The organism is Candidatus Phycosocius bacilliformis, from assembly GCF_003112735.1.
GTDB classification, from domain to species: Bacteria; Pseudomonadota; Alphaproteobacteria; order Caulobacterales; family Aquidulcibacteraceae; genus Aquidulcibacter; species Aquidulcibacter bacilliformis.
Genome location: NZ_BFBR01000005.1, coordinates 26,077 through 41,633, shown reverse-complemented (window position 1 = coordinate 41,633; position 15,557 = coordinate 26,077). Strand labels below are relative to the sequence as shown.

15 protein-coding genes are annotated in these 15,557 nt (G+C 57.8%); 8 read left to right on the top strand and 7 right to left on the bottom strand.

Annotation, left to right across the window (positions count from 1 at the left end; all coding sequences use genetic code 11):
* Positions 1 to 54 precede the first annotated feature (54 nt).
* On the bottom strand, positions 55 to 519 hold the full coding sequence (locus tag PbB2_RS08760; protein ID WP_108984950.1) for a tRNA (cytidine(34)-2'-O)-methyltransferase: 465 nt from the start codon (positions 517 to 519) through the stop codon (positions 55 to 57).
* Between the two features lie 128 nt (positions 520 to 647).
* Here PbB2_RS08760 and petA point away from each other — a divergent pair, with 128 nt between their 5' ends.
* From petA to PbB2_RS08745, 3 genes are read left to right on the top strand one after another with little or no spacing between them, the layout of a single operon-like run.
* Entirely contained in the window at positions 648 to 1,220 is a 573-nt protein-coding gene (petA, locus tag PbB2_RS08755) for a ubiquinol-cytochrome c reductase iron-sulfur subunit (protein ID WP_272949227.1), read from the top strand.
* Positions 1,221 to 1,227: 7 nt separating this feature from the next.
* Positions 1,228 to 2,517 carry a cytochrome b gene (locus tag PbB2_RS08750; RefSeq protein WP_108984949.1) on the top strand — a complete coding sequence of 430 codons (1,290 nt, stop codon included), beginning with the start codon at positions 1,228 to 1,230 and terminating at the stop codon, positions 2,515 to 2,517.
* Between the two features lie 11 nt (positions 2,518 to 2,528).
* On the top strand, positions 2,529 to 3,359 hold the full coding sequence (locus PbB2_RS08745) for a cytochrome c1 (protein WP_108984948.1): 831 nt from the start codon (positions 2,529 to 2,531) through the stop codon (positions 3,357 to 3,359).
* Positions 3,360 to 3,503: 144 nt separating this feature from the next.
* Here PbB2_RS08745 and PbB2_RS08740 read toward each other — a convergent pair whose 3' ends face one another.
* Genes PbB2_RS08740 through PbB2_RS08730 form a run of 3 tightly spaced genes read right to left on the bottom strand, consistent with a single transcriptional unit; the run spans position 3,504 to position 5,435 of the window.
* A complete protein-coding gene (locus PbB2_RS08740) occupies positions 3,504 to 3,941 on the bottom strand; it encodes a flagellar basal body protein (protein ID WP_133245763.1) in 438 nt (145 codons plus the stop codon).
* A gap of 3 nt (positions 3,942 to 3,944) precedes the next feature.
* Positions 3,945 to 4,292, bottom strand: coding sequence for a rod-binding protein (locus PbB2_RS08735; protein WP_108984946.1), 348 nt, complete (start codon positions 4,290 to 4,292; stop codon positions 3,945 to 3,947).
* Between the two features lie 12 nt (positions 4,293 to 4,304).
* On the bottom strand, positions 4,305 to 5,435 hold the full coding sequence (locus PbB2_RS08730; RefSeq protein ID WP_238164935.1) for a flagellar basal body P-ring protein FlgI: 1,131 nt from the start codon (positions 5,433 to 5,435) through the stop codon (positions 4,305 to 4,307).
* A 210-nt stretch (positions 5,436 to 5,645) separates the two neighbouring features.
* Here PbB2_RS08730 and PbB2_RS08725 point away from each other — a divergent pair, with 210 nt between their 5' ends.
* The 4 genes from PbB2_RS08725 to PbB2_RS08710 all read left to right on the top strand — a co-directional run bounded on the left by PbB2_RS08725 (position 5,646) and on the right by PbB2_RS08710 (position 10,490).
* Positions 5,646 to 6,065, top strand: coding sequence for a flagellar assembly protein FliX (locus PbB2_RS08725; RefSeq protein ID WP_108984944.1), 420 nt, complete (start codon positions 5,646 to 5,648; stop codon positions 6,063 to 6,065).
* Between the two features lie 100 nt (positions 6,066 to 6,165).
* Entirely contained in the window at positions 6,166 to 7,542 is a 1,377-nt protein-coding gene (locus PbB2_RS08720; protein ID WP_108984943.1) for a M28 family peptidase, read from the top strand.
* 8 nt (positions 7,543 to 7,550) lie between these two features.
* Entirely contained in the window at positions 7,551 to 8,606 is a 1,056-nt protein-coding gene (locus PbB2_RS08715) for an RluA family pseudouridine synthase (protein ID WP_108984942.1), read from the top strand.
* Positions 8,607 to 8,624: 18 nt separating this feature from the next.
* A complete protein-coding gene (locus tag PbB2_RS08710; protein ID WP_108984941.1) occupies positions 8,625 to 10,490 on the top strand; it encodes a DUF885 domain-containing protein in 1,866 nt (621 codons plus the stop codon).
* Here PbB2_RS08710 and PbB2_RS08705 read toward each other — a convergent pair.
* Positions 10,426 to 11,532, bottom strand: a complete 1,107-nt coding sequence (locus tag PbB2_RS08705) for a calcium:cation antiporter (RefSeq protein WP_108984940.1) — start codon at positions 11,530 to 11,532, stop codon at positions 10,426 to 10,428. The genes PbB2_RS08710 and PbB2_RS08705 overlap by 65 nt on opposite strands.
* A 359-nt stretch (positions 11,533 to 11,891) precedes the next feature.
* On the opposite strand from PbB2_RS08705, the gene PbB2_RS08700 reads away from it, so the two are divergent.
* On the top strand, positions 11,892 to 12,104 hold the full coding sequence (locus tag PbB2_RS08700; RefSeq protein ID WP_108984939.1) for a cold-shock protein: 213 nt from the start codon (positions 11,892 to 11,894) through the stop codon (positions 12,102 to 12,104).
* 169 nt (positions 12,105 to 12,273) lie between these two features.
* Here PbB2_RS08700 and fumC read toward each other — a convergent pair whose 3' ends face one another.
* Together fumC and PbB2_RS08690 are read right to left on the bottom strand one after the other, a co-directional pair.
* On the bottom strand, positions 12,274 to 13,659 hold the full coding sequence (gene fumC / locus PbB2_RS08695; protein WP_108984938.1) for a class II fumarate hydratase: 1,386 nt from the start codon (positions 13,657 to 13,659) through the stop codon (positions 12,274 to 12,276).
* Between the two features lie 43 nt (positions 13,660 to 13,702).
* A complete protein-coding gene (locus tag PbB2_RS08690) occupies positions 13,703 to 15,535 on the bottom strand; it encodes a DUF4153 domain-containing protein (protein ID WP_108984937.1) in 1,833 nt (610 codons plus the stop codon).
* Between the last annotated feature and the right edge of the window lie 22 nt (positions 15,536 to 15,557).

The window sequence follows — 15,557 nt, the reverse complement described above, 5'->3', positions numbered from 1 at the left end:
CGCAATTGGCGAAACGCGGTCTCTCCCAGAGGCCGACATGGCCTCCCTACAACGCTAAGCCAGCCCCGCCCATCGGCCAGTTTGTCGCATGGCCTCGGTGAGGGCAATTGCCCCGGCAGTGACCACATTGAGCGAGCGGATCCCCGCCGCCATCGGGATGCGGACGCAGGCATGACAAGCCGACATGACATCAACAGGTGTCCCTTCTGTTTCACGCCCCAGCATCAGAACATCATTGTCGTGAAAGGCGAAGTCCATCAAAGCAGTGGCTCCCTCGGTCTCAATCAACACAATCCTGCTATTTCCTGCCCGTAGGCTGGTTGCAAAAGCAGCAAAACTGTCATGGCGCTTGAGGTCACACTGCGTGCCATAATCCAGCGCTGCGCGCTTTAACGTCTTGTCAGATAAAGGAAATCCGCAAGGTTCTATCACATCAAGCCCAACACCAAGGCAGGCGGTCAGGCGAATTGCCGCACCAAGATTTGGCGCGATATCCGGTTGAAAGAGAGCAAGGCGCACGTTATGCAACCCATTCTTTGGAGGGGGTGCCGCGGGATGCGGCGTTCCGTCGCACGTTCATCAGGCGAGATTGCCCTAGCTATAGCGGTAACCGAGTTTTGGACGTGTGTGAATGCGGGAGTAGCAAGGTGTCAGGCACCAATCATGATGAAACCGGCGCAGCCGGAGAACCAACACGGCGCGACATGATCCATGTCGCCACCGGGGCAGTGGCAGCTGGCGGTGCCGCCATGCTGGCTTGGCCCCTGATCAACCAGATGAACCCAGCTGCGGATACACGCGCTTTGGCCTCAATCGAATATGATGTGTCCAAGGTGGCAGAGGGCTCGCAGGCCAAGATCATGTGGCGCGGCAAGCCGCTCTTCGTGCGTCACCGCACCAAGGAAGAGATTGCCAAGGGCGTCAAGGATGATTCAGCCAATCTGAAAGATCCTCAAACTGACGCGGAACGGACGCTGCAGTCCGACGGCAAACCCGGCAAGCCCGAATATCTGATCATGGAAGCCAATTGCACCCATTTGGGCTGTATCCCAGTTGGTGTGAGTGAGCCGGGCTATATCGGTGAATATGACGGCTGGTTCTGCCCCTGCCATGGGTCGCATTACGACACGGCCGGGCGTATCCGGAAGGGTCCTGCGCCGAAGAACCTGCATATCCCACCCTACGTCTATACCGGCGACACCATCGTCAAGATTGGATGATACGAACATGAGTGGACCTTCAAGCTATGTGCCCAAGTCCGGCCTCGAAAAGTGGCTCGACACCCGGCTGCCCATCGTGCGGTTTATGAATGACACGCTGGTGGATTTCCCAACCCCGAAGAACCTGAATTATTGGTACACATTCGGCGGTATTCTCGCGGTGTGTCTGGCCAGCCAGATCATCACCGGCATCATCCTGGCCATGCATTATGTGCCGCACATTGATCATGCGTTTAACTCGGTTGAGCGGATCATGCGCGACGTTAATGGCGGCTGGCTGATCCGTTACATGCACTCCAATGGGGCCAGCATGTTCTTCCTCGCCGTCTATATCCACATCTTCCGCGGCCTCTATTACGGCTCCTACAAGGCCCCCCGCGAAATCCTGTGGGGTCTGGGCGTGATCATCTTCTTGTTGATGATCATCACCGCCTTCATGGGCTATGTGTTGCCATGGGGACAGATGTCGTTGTGGGGCGCAACCGTGATCACCAATATCGTGGGTGCGGTGCCGTTTGTGGGCGACTCGATCAAGACGTGGCTCTTGGGTGGCTTTGCGGTCGATAATGCCACGCTGAACCGCTTCTTCTCCCTGCATTATCTGTTGCCATTCGTGATTGCCGGGGTCGTGGTTCTCCACATCTGGGCATTGCACGTACCCGGCAACAACAACCCAACCGGTGTTGAAGTGCAGGACGTGAAGAAAGAGACCGTGCCCTTCCACCCCTATTACACGGTGAAGGATGCGTTTGCGATCTGCGTCTTCTTGATGATTTTCGCAGGCTTTGTCTTCTTTGGTCCCAATACATTGGGTCACCCAGACAATTACATCCCCGCCAACAATCAGGTGACCCCGTCCCACATCGTGCCTGAATGGTATTTGTTGCCCTTCTACGCGATCCTGCGGGCCATCACCTTCGACATCCTGATCATCGATGCCAAGTTTGGCGGCGTGATCGCGATGGGTGGTGCGATCCTGATCCTGTTTGCCCTGCCTTGGCTCGACACCTCCAAGATCAAGTCCATGCGCTATCGCCCGATCGCCCGTCTGTGGTGGATTGTGTTTGTGCTGAACTTCTTGATGCTGGGCGTGTGCGGTGCCATGCCGGCTGAGCCACCCTGGACGGTGATCTCGTTGATCTGCACGATCTTCTATTTCGCCTATTTCTTGGTCATTCTGCCTGTATTGGGCGTGATCGAGAAGCCCCAAACCCCACCTGCCTCGATTGCCGATTCCATTTTGCAATCGCACAAAAAGTCGGCAGGGACCTCTGCTGTTGCCGTACCGGCGGAATGAGGAAATCTGTTATGAAACCAACTTTCGCACGCCGCCTTGTTGCCGGGGTCCTCGGACTGGTCTCGGTCGTGGTCGTCGCCGGCAGCGCCCAAGCTGCCGGTGAGGTCAAGCATCCCCGTCCTGTGAATGGTTCGTGGGAAGGCCCGTTTGGGCGCTTCGACCGGGCACAGCTGCAACGCGGCTTCCAAGTTTACAAGGAAGTCTGCTCCAGCTGCCATTCGATGAACTTGCTGCATTATCGCAATCTGGGCGATAAGCACGGTCCGTTCTATGATCCCAAATATCCCAATCCGAACGACAACCCTGTCGTGAAGGCGATTGCTGCCAGCTACACCGTCAAGTCGGTGGATGCGGAAGGCAATGAGGAAGAGCGGCCAGCTCTGCCGTCGGATCGGTTCATCGCCCCATTCGAAAACCGCGCGCAGGCCGCTGCCGCCAACGGCGGGGCCGTGCCACCGGACATGTCGGTCCTCGTCAAGGCCCGTCACAATGGTGGCAGCTATATCTACTCGCTGCTGACGGGCTATGATCAAACCCCGCCAGCGGGCAAGCAGATCCCCGAGGGCAAGCATTACAACCCCTATATGCCAGGCGGTGTGATCGCCATGGGCCCGCCCATCGTCGATGAGCAAGTGACCTATGCTGATACGCCTGAAAACAAGGGCATCAAGCCAACGGTTGACCAAATGTCCCATGACGTTGTGGCCTTCCTGACTTGGGCCTCAGAACCCCACCAGACAGAGCGTAAAATCACCGGCTTTGGCGTGATGATCTTCCTGTTGATCCTCACCATCCTCCTGTGGTTCTCGTATCGCTCGGTGTGGCGCAACGTCGAACATTGATCGGCTGATCTAAGCCATCATGAGAAAGGCCGCCCCGAAGGGCGGCCTTTTTGTTTGCCGGATTGCGCGCGAAGGTGTCATCGAAACACCACTAGGCGAACGCGGGACGGGCTTGCTTGCCAACACATGAGGCTGAAAACAGCCTTAGGCGCGGCGGTCGAGTGCAATCGCGCTGGTATCGCGGCGGGCTTGTGCACCAGGGCCATAGGCGACCGGGTTCGGGCGGGCAGCGACGGCTTCCTCAGCAATCGCGCGCACAAGTCCTTCAGCCAAGGCACGCTGGCGGTTCAAGGCCCGCTCATGGGCCTCCATAGCCGCTTTAAAGCGGCGGGTTTCAGTTGTGAGCTTGGCTTTTAGTTCGGCCGGCACATCCTCAAACATATGGGGTTCTTGAGCGATGCGGCGGCTTTCCAGCGCATAGACATTGGCCAATCGGGCTGATTCCTCATTCAGATTCTGCGCTTCCAGAAAGCGGCTGGCCTCAAACAGGGCCGCTTGCCGTTCGGCCAGATCCGCCAAGCGGCGCGTCAGCATCGTCAATTGATCGACCAAGTCACTTGGGTCTTTTGCCATTAGGGTCATGGATTATCCTCCTTGGGACTGGGCGAATTCTTGCAGTTTCAACATCTCGCGCTTGACAGCTTGGGCGATGCCAATGCCGCCCTGTTCGCTAAAGCCGCGGGCATATTCTTCGGTCAGGAACGGTTTGAAGGCCCGTTCTGCCGCCCCGCCGCCAAACATTGAATCCGACATGTCAGTGTCAGTTTCCATCAGCGATAACATCTGGGCGAGCGCCATGCGTTCAAATTCGCGCGCGGTGCGGTCCATCTCGTCATTGCTTTTCAAGCTGCGGACGCGCGCGCCCAACACCTCAACCGAGGCAGACTGTGTCTGTACGGGGGGCAGGGATAAAGTGGGTGTCAGTCTATCCATGGCTCAGGCCTCCTACATCACTTCAATGTCGGCTTGCAGGGCACCAGACGCTTTCAGCGCCTGGAGAATTTGAATGAGGTCACGCGGATTGACCCCCAAAGAATTGAGGCCCTCTACCAAGTCGCGCAGCGGCACGCCGCCGCGGATCATGGTGAGATCGCCCTTATCTTCTTCCACTGAGACGTCCGAGCGCGGGACAACGGTTGTTTGCCCATCGCTCAAGGCATTGGGCTGGCTCACCAGCGGGGTTTCCTGGACTGAAACGGTGAGATTACCTTGCGCGACAGCAACGGTGGATACACGCACATTGTCGCCCATGACCACAATGCCCGACGCTTCATCCACAATGATTTTGGCAATCAAGTCAGGCGTCACGGTCAGGCGTTCAACCCGGCTGATCAGGCCAACCATATCGCCGGGATAACCGATGGGTCGCGACAGCACGACCGTGGAGGGGTTCTCAACCGCGGCTGCGGCGACGCCCAGATTGGTGTTGATGGCATTGGCAATGCGGCGGGCTGTGGTGAAATCTGGATTGCGCAGGGCCAGACGCAATTCAGTCTGGCCGGCCAGATCAAAGCGCAACTCGCGCTCAATCAATGCGCCATTGGCAATGCGGCCATTGGTGCTGACACCCCGGCTGACACTGGTGCCTGAATTGCCCGTGGCGGTGAAACCGCCCACCGTCAGCTGGCCTTGAGCCACCGCATAGACCTGACCATCCGCCCCCATCAAAGGCGTCACCAGCAAAGTGCCGCCTTCCAGGCTTTTGGCATCGCCAAAAGCTGAAACCGACACATCAAGCCGTGTCCCCTGCGTGGCAAATGGTGGCAGGCTGGCGGTCACCATAACGGCGGCGACATTCTTGGTCTGCAGATTCTGGTCGCGCGTGTTGACGCCCATGCGCTCAAGCATGGCTTCCAAGCTCTGGCGTGTGAATGGGGAATTGCGCAGCCCGTCGCCTGTTCCGGCAAGGCCGACAACAATGCCATAGCCAATGAGCTGGTTGTCGCGCACACCTTCGATTTGCACCAAATCTTTGATGCGTGATTGGGCGAGGCTTTGGCTTGGCAGGGTCATGCTGAGGCCAAGGCCGACCCACAGACAGAGGCTGGCGACAAGACGGAATACGGGCTGGGTCATGTAAGTCATCGCAAAAGGTCATGCGAAATTCATGCCGCAGGCTTCACAATAAAAGATGTTTAAAAATAATAATTTAAATGGGATAGATGGTTTTCGATTTGCCATGCCCCCGGCAAAGTCTGCCCAGTCCTGGTAGTTTCTGCCCTCTGATGGGCCCTCGGTGATCATCTGTTAATCAGGCCTTAACCGGCGCATCGCATCACTCAGATTATGAAAGTTAATGGCCCCTCTGCCACGTCAAATCTTTCAGGCGTCCGGCGCGCAGGCGGCGGGGCTGCGCCCGGTTTTGCGTTGCCCGGCCAGATCGAAGGGGGGCCGGCCCAGGTCAATCGACCTGTGGCGGCAAGCTCGATTGCCACTGTCGGTGCTTTGCTGGCGTTACAGGGCGAAGACGACATTGCCGAGCGACGCAAGCGCGCAACAAGGCGCTCCACCAATTTGCTCGACCAATTGGAGGGAATCCGCTTAGCCATTTTGGGTGAGGGGGTCAGCCGCGAACAAGTCGCCCGTCTGTCACAATCCTTGCGTGAGCATCGCGACGCGGTGGATGATCCGGCCCTGAATGCGCTTCTGGATGATGTTGAGCTGCGGGCTGAAGTTGAACTCGCCAAGCTTGAACGCGCGCTCTGATTGGGCTGTTCAGACCTGAAACATCAGGCCAAATTCGCTTGCTTCCCGATGCCGGTCCCGACTAGCATTGTCGGCGAAGGTCGGCGTAAAGGGGTGTTTGATGATGAAAGTGACTGCAGCGGGATTGATTGCTTTGGCTTGGATCCTTCCCGGGATGGCATTGGCACAAAACGTCCAGCCCAACCCCCCGGTCAAAGCCATTATTGAGGCGGCGCTGAAAGATGATCGCGCCTATGCTTTCACCCGCGATTTGACCACCGACATCGGCCCACGTCTGGCCGGCACGCAAGCTGAAGCCCGTGCGCGCGATTGGGCGGTGGCCCGGCTGACGCAGGAGGGCTTTAGCAACGCCCGGATCGAGACCTTCCCGCTAACGGCTTGGGAACGGGTTCATGAAAGTGCCGCGATTGTCGGCCCCCATGCCCAGCGCTTGGAAGTGCATGCCACCGGCGGATCACCCTCCACGCCTGCTGGTGGGCTGGAAGGCGAGGTGGTGCGCTTTGCCGATATGGCCGCACTTCGCGCCGCAGCACCAGGCTCTCTTTATGGCAAGATCGCCTTTGTTGATGACATAATGCCGGTGACCAAGGATGGCAGCGGCTATGGCACGGCCGTGGTTAAGCGGCGTGAATGTTCGGCTGTGGCAGCAGAGCGTGGTGCCATTGGCTGTCTGATCCGATCTGCGGGAACCTCCGAGCGGGAAGTCCATGTCGGCCAAGGCGCGCGCGGTCAACAGGGGGTTTTGCCCGTTTTGATTCTGGCCAATGCCGATGCCAATCAATTGGGCCGGGTATTGGCCAAGGGGCCAACCCGTGTGCGGATGGAGGTCGAAACCAAAGTGCAGCCTGCGGCCCAATCCGGCAATGTGATTGCCGAAATGCGCGGCACAGAGCGGCCTGATGACTATGTCGTGCTGGCTTGCCATTTGGACTCCTGGGATTTGGGTACTGGGGCCTTGGATGATGGTGTTGGCTGCGGCATTGTGACGGCTGCGGCCCGTTTGGTTGCCGATGTGGCAGGCCCGCCGAAACGTTCCATCCGCATCATTTATTTCGGGGCAGAAGAAGTCGGCCTGATTGGGGCTGCCGCCCATGCCAATGCCATGAAAGACAAGGCCGCCTCCTATGTGCTGGCTGCTGAATCTGATTCCGGTGATGGCCGGATTTATCAAGTCGACTTTGGTTTTGGTGCGGCCACAGAGACCGCAAAGGCCGCAATTGCAACAGCGCTTCAGCCCTTGGGCGTGGCCCGCAGGGGCGACAATGCGCGTGGCCAATCTGATATCTCCGCCCTGCGGCCCTTGGGTGTCCCGGTGATGGATTTGCAGCAAGATGCCAGCAAATATTTCTCCATCCACCACACACCCGATGACATTCTTGAGAAGGTGGATGTGGAGTCTGTGCGTCAGAATGTGGCGGTCTATGCGCTTGTGGCGTGGTTCGGCGCTTGGACCACGCTTGACTTTCGCGCCCAATAAGCCAGCCGATGGAAGAGGATGACTTTGGTGCCTTCGAGGGCGATCCGGCTCTGGGTGAGGCGATCGGACCGGACTTGCAAGAGGTCATTGCCCCGCCCGATGCTGCTGGTGAGCGGCTCGATAAGTTTCTGGCAGAACATTTTCCGGCCCTATCACGCTCGCGCATCAAGCATCTGATCGAAGCCGCGCGAGTCTTTCGCAATGGAGAGAAGGAGCTTAATCCTGCGGCCAAAGTGCGGGCCGGGGTGCGCTATCGCCTTGAGATCCCGCCGCCAGAACCCGCTGAACCCCAGCCTGAAAACATCCCGCTGTCCATCCTCTATGAAGACGCCCATGTTTTGGTGGTGGATAAGCCTGCAGGCCTGTCGGTACATCCCGCGCCGGGAAACTGGACCGGGACATTGGTCAATGCGGTGCTGTGGCACGCCGGGGAGAGTTTAAAAGTGGTGGGGGCGACAGGTCGGCCTGGCATTGTCCACCGGCTGGATATGGATACGTCCGGGGTGATGGTGGTGTGCAAAAGCGAGTTTGCGCTGGCCTCATTGGGGCGACAATTTCAGGATCGCACCATCTCGCGGCGCTATCGGGCCTTTGGCGTCGGTCAACCCAAAAGCCCGTGGCCCAAGTCCGGACGGGTTGAGGCGCGCTTGGCGCGTGACCCACGCGACCGCAAGCGTATGGCGGTGGTGGCCGATACTTCCCACGCGGGCAAGCCTGCGATGACCAATTACGAAACGATCAACCGCTATGGTATCGGGTTCCAAGGCCAAGCGGGGGCGGTGGCCAGCGAAATCGCCTGTGTGCTGGAGACAGGCCGCACCCATCAGATCCGGGTCCATATGGCCCATATCGGCATGCCCTTGATCGGAGACCGGGTCTATGGTGACACCCGTCCAGCGCGCGCCTTGCAGGCCGCTCTGCCTGAGACTGCCCGCCTGACCCGCCAAGCCTTGCATGCTGAAACCCTTGCCTTTACCCACCCTGCAACCAGTGAACGGCTCGCCTTTCAAAGCGAGCTTCCCGAAGACCTCAAAATCCTGCAAGCTGCTTTGAAAGCGCTTTAAAACTTGGAAAGGCCCATAATGCTCAACCGCCGCCAGATGCTTGCCACCTCCACTGCCACGCTGGGATTGGCGGGGTTGTCCGATCCGGCGTGGGCTGCTGATGTCTCAGCTCAGTTGAATGCGCGGTTTGAAGCCTATTTTGAAACCCAAGTCCTGCGTAACCCAGAGTTTGCCACCACCTTGGGCGACAAGCGCGGACAAGATCGCTGGACGGATGAAACAGAAGCCTTTGAGGCCGATGGCTTGGCACTTCAAGTCAGGGCCAATGAGGAGATTGCGCGTTTGGTGAGGGGGTCCCGCCTTGGTGAAACCGATCGCTTAAGTGTGCGCCTGTTCGACAAATTGACACGTCAAGCCCAAGCCCATGTGCCGTTTCGCAACCATGGCTATCTGTTCGACCAAATGAACGGAGCCCAATCCGCCATCCCGACCTTTTTGGCCAATAATCACAGCGTCAACAGTCTTGAGGATGCAGAGGCCTATATTTCGCGCCTCGAGACACTACCAGAAAAAGTCGCTGAATTGCTGGAGCGCTCTTATGCTGCGGCCGGTCGTGGCATCACGCCGCCGCGCCATATCTATGATTTCGTCATCAGCGATTGTCGCAATTTATTGGCTGGTGCGCCTTTCGCCGACGGCGGTCAGGCCTCTGTTTTGTGGAATGACATCCAGACCAAGATTGACCGCACCACATTGGATGGTCCGACCAAAGCCCGCTTGAAAGATCAGGCCAAGAAGGCCCTCTTGGCAAAGGTCAAGCCGGCCTATGAGGCGATTATCACCGAGATGAGCCGCCAGCAGGCCAGCGCCCGCACGACCGACGGTGTCTGGGCGCTTCCTGATGGGGAAGCTTATTATGCCGAACGTCTGGCCAGCCAGACCACGACCAATCTGAGTGCGCATGAAATCCACCAATTGGGTCTGGATGCGGTCGCCCGCATCCATGGCGAGATGGAAGCCATTATGAAGAAGACCGGCTTCACCGGCACGCGCGAAGCCTTCTTTGATATGATGGAAACCGATCCCCGCTTTTTTGTTGCTGATACGCCCGAGGGCAAGGCGAGCTATGTCGCCCAAGCCACTGCGGTGATTGATGCGATGCGCCAACGCTTGCCGACGGCCTTCAATCTGATGCCCAAAGCAGCCTTGCAGGTGCGCGCGGTGGAACCTTTCCGAGAGGCCTCGGCGGGACTGGCCTTCTATTCCCGGCCATCCGCAGATGGCAAGCGGCCGGGCTATTATTACGTCAACACGTTCAATGTGAAGGCGATTCCGACTTATCAGATGGAGGCCTTGGCCTATCATGAGGGTTTGCCCGGCCATCATATGCAGATTGCCATCGCCCAGGAACTGACGGGCCTGCCGCGCTTTCGCAAGTTTGCCCGCTTTACCGCTTATTCGGAAGGCTGGGGCCTTTATGCGGAACATTTGGGCAAGGATATGGGCTTTTATCAGGACCCTTACTCGGATTTTGGTCGCCAGGTTCTCGAATTGCGCCGGGCAATCCGTCTTGTGGTGGATACAGGCCTGCACGCCAAGCGGTGGCCGAAGGAACAGGCGATTGGCTATATTCTGGCCAATCAACCCGGTGATCTTGAAAGCGCCACGCGCGACATCAACCGCTATATCGTCATGCCGGGCCAAGCCACGGCCTATCTGATCGGCCAAATGGAAATCCTGCGTCTGCGCGCGGCAGCTCAACGCCGATTGGGTGCCCGTTTCGACATCAAAACCTTCCACGACATCGTTTTGGGCAGCGGCTTTGTGCCGCTCGACGTGCTCAAAGAATTGGTCGAGGCGTGGGTATTGGCTTGGTCTTCTAGGGCACGCTTAAAAGGAATAAGAAGACGGCAAAGAGCACAAGGTGGATCGCGCCCTGCATGACCGTGGTGCGGCCTGTGGACAGTGACAGCGTGGCCACGAGCAAGGTGAGCAGGATCAGCACTGTGTTGGATGGACTGACCCCAAGGATCAGCTGCCAGTCAAAAACAAGGGCGAGGGCCGCCACGACCGGAATGGTCAAGCCGATGGTGGCCAGCGCCGAGCCCAGTGCCAGATTGAGGCTATTCTGCAAGCGATTGGCACGCGCCGCGCGCACGGCAGCCAGTCCTTCAGGCAACAGCACAAGCCCTGCAATCACAACCCCGACAATCGACTTGGGTGCCCCGGCATCGACAACCAATGTCTCAAGCGTAGGTGCCAAAGTCTTGGCGAGCCAAACCACACTGCAGAGGGAGGCGATCAGCAAGAGCCCACTGACGACAGTCTGACGGGGGGATGGTGGTGGCGCATGATTGGCTTCATCGGCGCGGGTTACCTCTTCCTCGGGCAGAAAATAGTCACGATGGCGGACGGTCTGCACCAAAATAAAGGTGGCATAGAGCACAAAGGACACAATCCCGACAAAGGCTAATTGGGTCTGGGTGTAATAGGGGCCGGGCAGGCTGGTGACATGGTTGGGCAGGATGAGCACCATGACCGACAAGGCCGCCAAAGTGGCCAGTGCGGTTGAAACCCCGGTTTGCACATAGGTTTGCTCGCCATGGCGGATGCCGCCCAGCAACAGACATAGGCCAACAACGCCATTGAGGATGATCATGATGGCGGCCATCACCGTATCACGCACCAAGGCATCTGCACCCGGCCCACCGGCCAGCATGATGGAGACAATCAGGCCGACTTCGATAACCGTCACCGCCACCGCAAACAGAAACGTACCAAAGGGCTCGCCAACCCGATGGGCAACCACTTCTGCATGGTGAACCGCTGCCAGCACCGCGCCAAACAGGACCAAGGCCAGAACACCCGCTGCGGCCAGACCCAACCCCTTGGCATCTGCCAGAAACAGGCTTGCCACACTGGCCATGATCCCGGCCAAGGGGGCAGCCAGCGTCCAGGACGGTAATGTCTTGATGGCATTGGGCATATATGAGAGCTAGTTTATCGGTCTCTCATGCGCAACCCAATCACGGGCTGAGGCGTGCCTTAACCCCGCCCGTCGGATCACAAGCACGTCATTGTCGACACTTAGGCGAGTCATGCGGGGGTGATGGGCCATGTGGCACCCCGCAGATTTTGCGGATCAGGCCTTGGATCAAACGGGGCGGGCCGAATTGTCTTGCATCTTGTAGGATAAAGGCGCATAGGGGTCATGTCTGATGACGGTTCTATGCTTGTCTGTTCGCTGAAACACTCGGCGCTGCTCTCAAAAATATCTCCTGAAACGCCGACGCTGAGGTGCCAGCATGTTGCAGGCACCTGTTACACTATGAATGGACTTACGACATGACTACCGGAACAGTGAAATGGTTCAATGGCCAAAAGGGTTTTGGCTTTATCGCACCAGACCAGGGCGGCCCAGACGCCTTTGTTCACATCAGCGCCGTTGAACGCGCTGGCCTGCACGATCTGCGCGATGGCCAAAAGCTCAGCTATGATTTGGTTGCCGACCGCAAAAGCGGCAAAATGTCAGCTGATAATCTGCAACTCGCAGACTAGGATCGAGCACGTTTATCAGAGCTGAAATGTCCTGATAAACAGATCCTCAATCACAGACTTGCACGCCCAATTTGGTTCTTAAAAGTACCAGCTACGCGTGGATTGCCCTCGATTATCAAGAGCCGGTTGGACGCTTAAAAAAGCCGCCAACCGGCTTTTTTGTTGCCCTTCACCCCGGTGCAATCATCAGTTCGGGGCGCACGATGGCATCAAAATCTTCCCCGCTAATCCCAAGGGCAATGGCTTCCTCGCGCAGGGTCGTGCCATTCTTATGGGCGGTTTTGGCGACTTTGGCGGCCAGATCATAGCCGTATTTTTCCTTCAGAGGCGTCACCAGCATCAAGGAATTGGCGAGGCCCTTGGCGATATTGTCGAGGCGCGGCTCAATCCCCACCACGCAATTATCGGTGAAGCTGACAGCGGCATCGCCCAAAAGCTGCACCGATTGCAGGAAATTATAGGCCATCATCGGGTTGAACACATTGAGCTCGAAATGACCTTGGCTTCCGGCAAAGGCGATGGCGGCATTATTGCCCAAGATGTGCGCGCAAACCTGGGTGAGGGCTTCGCATTGGGTCGGGTTCACTTTGCCGGGCATGATAGAGCTGCCGGGCTCATTCTCTGGCAGGGCCAATTCGCCCAGACCGGCCCGCGGGCCTGAGCCCAAGAAGCGGATATCATTGGCAATTTTAAAGCAGCTCATGGCCACTGTGGTGATCGCCCCATGGGTGAAGACCATGGCATCATGGGCGGCCAAGGCCTCGAACTTATTGGGGGCGGAGGTAAAGCCCAAGCCGGTGATCGCCGCGATCTCTTCTGCGACGGCTTGCGCAAAACCCACAGGCGAGGCCAGGCCCGTGCCCACAGCGGTGCCGCCTTGGGCCAGCTCCATCAAGGCTGGCAAAGTCTGCTTGATACGGGCAATGCCATTGGCGATCTGCTGGGCATAGCCTGAAAACTCTTGGCCCAATGTGACTGGCGTTGCATCCTGGGTATGGGTGCGGCCAATTTTGATAATGTCCGCCCAGGCCTTGGCTTTGGCGTCGAGGGCGCCGTGCAGATGGGTCAGCGCCGGCAACAAATGGTGGGTGACTTCCAGCGCACAGGCAATATGCATGGCCGTCGGGAACGTATCGTTGGAGCTTTGGCTCATATTGACATGATCATTGGGGTGAACCGGCTTTTTTGAGCCCATTTCCCCGCCCAGCATCTCAATGGCGCGGTTCGAGATCACCTCATTGGCATTCATATTGGATTGGGTACCAGACCCGGTTTGCCAGACCACCAAAGGGAAGTGGTCGTTGAGCTTTCCATCAATCACTTCTTGGGCAGCCTTGATAATGACCTCGCCCATGGCGGTGTCCATCTTGCCCAATTTCATATTGGCCCGCGCGGCAGCCAGTTTGACAATCCCCAACGCCTTGACGATCGACAAGGGTTGTTTTTCCCAGCCAATCTTGAAATTGCCGCGGGAGCGTTCGGCTTGTGCCCCCCAATAGGCATCGGCAGCTACGTCAATCGGGCCAAATGTGTCGGTTTCGGTACGGGTGCTCATGGTGTTCCTCATGAATGATGTGGCGACGGCTTAGCCAGATTGATTAGGGTTTTGAAGGGGGGAGAGGTGTTGCGTCAAACAGGACAGCAGGCTGTCCCGCCCCTTCCGGGGGCACGGGGGTCAGTCGCAGTCTTGTGTCGCCCAAAATGATGTCACGCAGAACCGGTTCAGCAGACCTGATCTCGCCGTTCTTGAACGCCTGGGAAGCCGCCTCATCATAAAGCCGTTGCGATTGGATCAGGCCGATCCAGCCAGTCGGGCTTTGCTTGAAGATGGATAGACCCTCGTCGCTGGACAGAATGGCGACTTCCAGATCGGGGCTGGCATCAAGATTGATCAGGGCCGCGTGGCAGCGGTCGGCGTCCCGCATCGGCTCAAACATCAAACAGCGTGGCACGGTGAAGTCTGGCAGAGCATGGAAGTTGGTGGCGATGAAGCTCGCGGGCAACTTCGCACCCTTGGGGCTGACGACTGCCAAGCGCGTCAGATCGGCCGGCTTGGTCACTTCTGCCTCCAATTCCGGGTCGAGGTCATAGCGACGCCGCTCCAGCTTGCCGTCGCTGGCTTTTTGAGCCCAGCTTACGATCGTGGGGTCCTTGGAGGCAACAAGTTTGGCCAGAGCGGACTTGCCATATTGGCCGGTATCGGCACTCAGCACGAACCAGTCAAAGCGTTCAGGCTTGACCTGCCCCTTGAGCAGACGACTGACCTGATGATCAACACTTAAGCGTGCCGGAGCAGCCAAGGGGGTCAAAACGGCCAAAAACACGACGCATTTGAACATGGCCAAGCCAATATTGGCCGGTTTCAGGCCCGCCATCCACGGGCCGGGTTTAAACACCGCGATGCTGTAGCCAACGCCATAGGCCAAGGCGATCACCACCACCATGGCCGCATAGGCCCGATCAATGGTCAGCCCATATTGGAAAATCCGCAGGCTGAGACTCCATGCCGCCAAAACCGCAAACAAGAGCAGCAAGAGACAGCCCAGCCGCACACTCCATTTCAAGACCAGTGCGACTTTGCGTTCATCCTCACCCTGTTGGAAGGCTGCATTGATCAGCAGGACAAAGGCAATACAGGCACTGAGCAAGGTCGCTGTGGCAGCGCGTGTGTCCCACAATGGCTGCAGGCCGCTGAACAGCAGGCTGACCGCGAAGATGACGCCAATCAAGCTGATCACAGGCAAAAGCCAGCCCAAAACCCCCAGCGCGAGGGCTCGGACCTGTGTCAACAGGCGCGGCTGGATGTCTCCCAAATGCACAGCACTGGCAAAGGCCAAGCCTAACAGAGGTGTTGCCACAAGCGGCTCATCCAACAGCTTTTTCAGCCAGTTAAAGCCGATGAAACCCAATAATGCAGCGCCCAGTACCAGGATGGCCCAGAACAAAAGGGTGAAGAAAATGGCCAAGGCCAATTGCACCCCGCGCTTCCATGCTTCGTCGAAATAGAGTTCATAAGGAGCAACAATTTTGCCGGCTTGATCGGCACTCGACACGAGCTCATTGGCAATAAAGCTCAAGGCCAGCAGGATCATGACATAAGCGAGCTCGCTGACATTAGCCGTTCCCACAAGCTTCTGTGCGTGCCAGCTAACAAAAATCAGCACGACCGCAACCAAACCGGTCCAAGCTGCCAAGCTAATCCGCCGCATCACTGCTGCATTGGCCCACAGCACAAAGGCCAAGAGGGTCAAGGACTGGGCCAAAATCTCCCGCCAATCTTGGCCCAAGGCCGCCAGGACACCACCCTTGCCGTCATGGTCGATCAACAGACCCACCAAGAGCCCGATGAAGAGCCCTGTTGTCAGACGGAGGAGGAGGGCCCCCCGCTCGGTAAGCAACTGGTTGTGTGTGCCAAACAATTTTGAAACCATGGTGTCATGTCCTGACTAAAGG

What these genes read in the sequence shown, in the direction of transcription:
- PbB2_RS08750 (WP_108984949.1), top strand. Translation starts at nt 1,228, where the DNA reads ATGAGTGGACCTTCAAGCTATGTGCCCAAGTCCGGCCTCGAAAAGTGG.
- PbB2_RS08745 (WP_108984948.1), top strand. Translation starts at nt 2,529, where the DNA reads ATGAAACCAACTTTCGCACGCCGCCTTGTTGCCGGGGTCCTCGGACTG.
- PbB2_RS08740 (WP_133245763.1), bottom strand. Translation starts at nt 3,941, where the DNA reads ATGACCCTAATGGCAAAAGACCCAAGTGACTTGGTCGATCAATTGACG.
- PbB2_RS08735 (WP_108984946.1), bottom strand. Translation starts at nt 4,292, where the DNA reads ATGGATAGACTGACACCCACTTTATCCCTGCCCCCCGTACAGACACAG.
- PbB2_RS08730 (WP_238164935.1), bottom strand. Translation starts at nt 5,435, where the DNA reads ATGACCCAGCCCGTATTCCGTCTTGTCGCCAGCCTCTGTCTGTGGGTC.
- PbB2_RS08725 (WP_108984944.1), top strand. Translation starts at nt 5,646, where the DNA reads ATGAAAGTTAATGGCCCCTCTGCCACGTCAAATCTTTCAGGCGTCCGG.
- PbB2_RS08720 (WP_108984943.1), top strand. Translation starts at nt 6,166, where the DNA reads ATGATGAAAGTGACTGCAGCGGGATTGATTGCTTTGGCTTGGATCCTT.
- PbB2_RS08715 (WP_108984942.1), top strand. Translation starts at nt 7,551, where the DNA reads ATGGAAGAGGATGACTTTGGTGCCTTCGAGGGCGATCCGGCTCTGGGT.
- PbB2_RS08710 (WP_108984941.1), top strand. Translation starts at nt 8,625, where the DNA reads ATGCTCAACCGCCGCCAGATGCTTGCCACCTCCACTGCCACGCTGGGA.
- PbB2_RS08705 (WP_108984940.1), bottom strand. Translation starts at nt 11,532, where the DNA reads ATGCCCAATGCCATCAAGACATTACCGTCCTGGACGCTGGCTGCCCCC.
- PbB2_RS08700 (WP_108984939.1), top strand. Translation starts at nt 11,892, where the DNA reads ATGACTACCGGAACAGTGAAATGGTTCAATGGCCAAAAGGGTTTTGGC.
- fumC (WP_108984938.1), bottom strand. Translation starts at nt 13,659, where the DNA reads ATGAGCACCCGTACCGAAACCGACACATTTGGCCCGATTGACGTAGCT.
- PbB2_RS08690 (WP_108984937.1), bottom strand. Translation starts at nt 15,535, where the DNA reads ATGGTTTCAAAATTGTTTGGCACACACAACCAGTTGCTTACCGAGCGG.